Origin of the sequence: Streptomyces similanensis (genome assembly GCF_039543625.1) — a bacterium.
GTDB classification, from domain to species: Bacteria; Actinomycetota; Actinomycetes; order Streptomycetales; family Streptomycetaceae; genus Streptomyces; species Streptomyces similanensis.
The window spans coordinates 1-4,254 of the sequence record NZ_BAABKC010000120.1; the positions used below are offsets into that span (position 1 = coordinate 1).

Below are 4,254 nucleotides of genomic sequence, written 5' to 3' on the forward strand. Positions count from 1 at the left end.
CCCACCGCCCACACCCTCATCACCCACCACCACACCACCTTCATCGAACCCAGCCCCCACCCCGTACTCACGGCTCCGCTGGCGGAGACCTCCGACGCCATCACGGTGATCGGCACCCTGCGCCGGAACGAGGGCACACTCGCCCGGCTGCTCACGTCCGTGGCGCAGGCGTGGGTGGGCGGCCTGCCCGTCGACTGGGCCGATCAGTATCCGGGCGCGCGGCGGGTCCCCCTGCCGACCTACCCCTTCCAGCGCACCCGGTACTGGATGGAAGGGCGCGGCGCCGGCGTCGCCGATCTCGCGGCGGCCGGGCAGACGGCGCTCGACCATCCGTTGCTGTCGGCGCGGATCGACCACCCCGACGGCCGGGAGACGCTGTTCACCGGGCGGATCGCCCTCGAACGGCAGCCGTGGCTGGCCGACCACTCCGTCGCCGGGGTGACGCTGCTGCCGGGTACGGCCCTGCTGGAGATGGCCGTGCGGGCCGGTGACGAGGTCGGCTGCGACCGGGTGGACGAGCTTGCCCTCATGGCGCCGCTGGTGGTGCCCGAGAACGGCGGTGTCCACGTGCGGGCGCGGGTTTCCCCGCCGCGGGACGGACGGTATGAGCTCGCGGTGTACGCGCGGCCGGAGGACGCGCTCAAGGGCGACGCGTGGACGATGTACGCGAGCGGCGCCCTGTCTCGATCGGCCGCGGCGCCCGAGCCGGTGTCCGCACAGTGGCCGCCGTCCGATGCGGCACCCGTGCCCGTGGAGTCCTGGTACCGGGACCTGGCGGGGCGGGGATACGCGTACGGGCCGGCCTTCCAGGGGCTGCGCGCGCTGTGGAGCCGCGACGGCGAGGTGTTCGCCGAGGTCGCTCTGCCCGAGGAGCAGCTCGCCGCCGCGGCGCGGTTCACGCTGCATCCGGCCCTGCTCGACGCGGCCGCGCAGACCGTGCTGTCGGCCGCCTTCGCCGCGACGGGAGCGCCGTCCGTGCTGCCCTGGGAGTGGCGGGACTTCACGGTGTACGCCTCGGGCGCCACCGCGGCGCGCGTCCACCTGCGGGCCGTGAGCCCGACCGAGGCCCGGCTCTCCGTCCTGGACTCCGCCGGAATGCTGATCGCCGAGGCCGGGGCGCTCATGCTGCGGCCGGTGGACTTCGCCGAGATCGCCCGTCTGGGCGCCGGCGACGGCGGGCCGCTGCGCGTGGACTGGAGCGAGTTCACCCCGGCGTCGGCGGCGCTCGCCGACGACGTCACGCACCTGGACGTCCTCGACGCGGCCGGCGTCTCCTCGCTGGCCGCCGGCCTCACCGCCGAGGACGGACCCGAACCGCCCTCGCTGGTCTTCGCCCGACTGGACCAGGGGCGCCAGGGGAGCGTCGGACTCTCGGCAAAGGCCGCGCACGCGGCGGTGCGGCGGACACTGCTGCTGCTCCAGGCGTGGCTCGCGGAGCCCGCTCTTGAGGAGTCCCGACTCGTCCTCGTCACGCACCGATCCGTGTCGGCGCTGCCGAACGACCCCGTCGACCCCTGGTCGGCCACGGTGTGGGGCATGGTGCGGTCGGCGCAGACGGAACACCCGGGCCGGTTCGTGCTCGCCGACGTCGACGGTGACGAGACCTCCGAGCAGGTCCTGCCGATCGCCGTCGCCGGCGGGGAGCCGCAGGTGGCGATCCGCCGGGGGAGCACGCTGCGTCCCGGGCTGGTGCGAACGGCTGCCGAGAAGACCGCGATGACGCCGGACGACTCCTCCGGAACCGTGCTGATCACCGGCGGTACCGGCACACTCGGCCGCGAAGTGGCCCGGCATCTGGTCGCCGCGCACGGTGTACGGCACCTGCTCCTGCTCAGCCGGCAGGGGCCGGACGCGGAGGGTGCGCGGGAGCTGATCGCCGAACTCCGCGGCGCCGGCGCCCAGGTGGAGGTCGTGGCGGGCGACGCCACCGACCGCGACGGACTGGCCCGGCTGTTCGAGGAGGCCCGGGAGAACCACCCGGTGACCGCGGTGGTCCACGCGGCCGGGGCGCTCGCCGACGGTGTTCTCACCTCCCTCACCTGGGACCAGGTCGCACACGTGCTCCGTCCGAAGATCGACGCGGCCGCACACCTGCATGAGCTGACGAGCCGGCACGAGGTGCGCCGTTTCATCCTCTTCTCCTCGGCCGCCGGGGTGCTCGGCTCGGCCGGACAGGCCGCCTACGCGGCGGCGAACGCGTTCCTCGACGCGCTCGCTCAGCACCGGCGCGACCAGGGTCTGGCCGCAGTCTCGCTGGCGTGGGGGCTGTGGGCCGAGCGCAGCGCGCTGACCGGCGCGTTGACGGACGCGGATGTCCGCCGGTTGTCGGCACTGGGCATCGCCCCCCTGTCGACCGACGCCGCGCTCGCGTCGTTCGATCTGGCCTGGCGCGGTGCCTGCCCGGCGAGCGTCGTCCCGCTGCGGGTGGACTCCGCGGCACTGGCCGCGCTGGGCGGACCGGTGCCGCCGATGATGCGCGGCCTGGTCCACCTGCCGGTTCGCCGGACGGCGGCGGCGCCGCGGCCGGAGGACGGCGCCGGGCCGTTGGCGGACCTTCCCGCGGACCGGCGGTCAGCGGCCCTGCTCGACCTTGTGCGCACCAGGGCGTCCGCGGTGCTGGGGCACGGCTCGGCCGACCGGATCCCTTCCCACCAGGCGTTCCGGGAACTCGGCTTCGACTCACTCGCCGCCGTCGACCTGCGCAACCGGCTCAACCAGGCGACCGGGCTCCGGCTGCCCGCCACGATCGTGTTCGACCATCCCAGTCCGGCCGCGCTGGCCGGCCATCTCGAGGAGACGCTGTACGGGCGGCGGTCGGTGGAGCCCTCCGTCACCGTAGCGGCCGTCGCACCGGACGACGACCCGGTGGTCATCGTCTCGATGAGCTGCCGCTTTCCGGGCGGCAGCAGCTCACCGGAAGCGTTGTGGGACCTGATCTCCGCCGAGGGCGACGCGGTGACGTCCATGCCGACCGACCGCGGCTGGTCCCCCAAGGCCCTGTACGACCCGACCGGCGGCAGGCCGGGTTCGGTGATCTCCACCGAGGGCGCCTTCCTGGCCGAGGCGGCCGACTTCGACGCGGATCTCTTCGGGATCTCTCCGCGCGAGGCGCTGGCGATGGACCCGCAGCAGCGGCTGCTGCTGGAAGCCTCGTGGGAGGCGTTCGAGCGCGCGGGGATCGATCCGACGTCGTTGCGCGGCAGTCGTACCGGGGTGTTCGCGGGGGTGATGTACCACGACTACGGCGCCCGTCTGACCGATGTGCCTCCTGAGGTGGAAGGCTATGTGATCAACGGCAGTGCGGGCAGCGTGGCATCGGGCCGGGTCGCCTACACCTTCGGCCTGGAAGGCCCGGCCGTCACGATCGACACCGCCTGCTCCTCGTCGCTGGTCGCCCTGCACCTGGCCGCCGGCGCCCTGCGCAACGGCGAATGCACCCTGGCCCTGGCCGGCGGCGTCACCGTCATGTCCACGCCCGCCCCGTTCGTGGAGTTCAGCCGGCAGGGCGGGCTGGCCCCCGACGGCCGGTGCAAGGCCTTCTCCGCCGCCGCCGACGGAACCGGCTGGGGCGAAGGAGTGGGACTCCTCGTCCTGGAACGCCTCTCCGACGCCCGGCGCCACGGCCACCCGGTGCTGGCGGTGCTACGGGGTTCGGCCGTCAACCAGGACGGCGCCTCCAACGGCCTCACCGCACCCAACGGCCCCTCCCAGCAACGCGTCATCCGCCAGGCCCTCGCCAACGCCGGGCTGCGTCCCGACGAGGTGGACGCCGTCGAGGCCCACGGCACCGGGACGCGGCTGGGCGACCCCATCGAGGCGCAGGCGCTGCTGGCCGCCTACGGACAGGACCGCGAACAGCCGCTGTGGCTCGGCTCGGTGAAGTCCAACATCGGTCACACCCAGGCCGCCGCAGGTGTGGCGGGTGTGATCAAGATGGTGATGGCGATGCGGCACGGCACGCTCCCGCGTACCCTCCACGCCGACGAACCGACCCCGCACGTCGACTGGTCGGCGGGCGCCGTCTCGCTGCTCACCGAGCAACAGCCCTGGCCCGACCACGACCGGCCCCGCCGCGCCGGTGTCTCCTCCTTCGGCGTCAGCGGCACCAACGCCCATGTCATCCTCGAACAACCGCAGGTCGTCGAAGCGCGCGCCGAGTCGGCGGACATCGTTCCGCCCTCGGTCCCGTGGGTGATCTCGGCGCGTGACGAGAAGGCGTTGCGGGCCGCGGCGGGCCGGCTGGCCGAACGGGCA

The 4,254-nt window shown here is 74.1% G+C and carries 1 protein-coding gene; it reads left to right on the top strand.

The features are described from left to right. Positions 1–4,254, top strand: a 4,254-nt coding sequence (locus tag ABEB07_RS33505; protein ID WP_345671790.1) for a type I polyketide synthase, incomplete at both ends; no start/stop codon positions are given.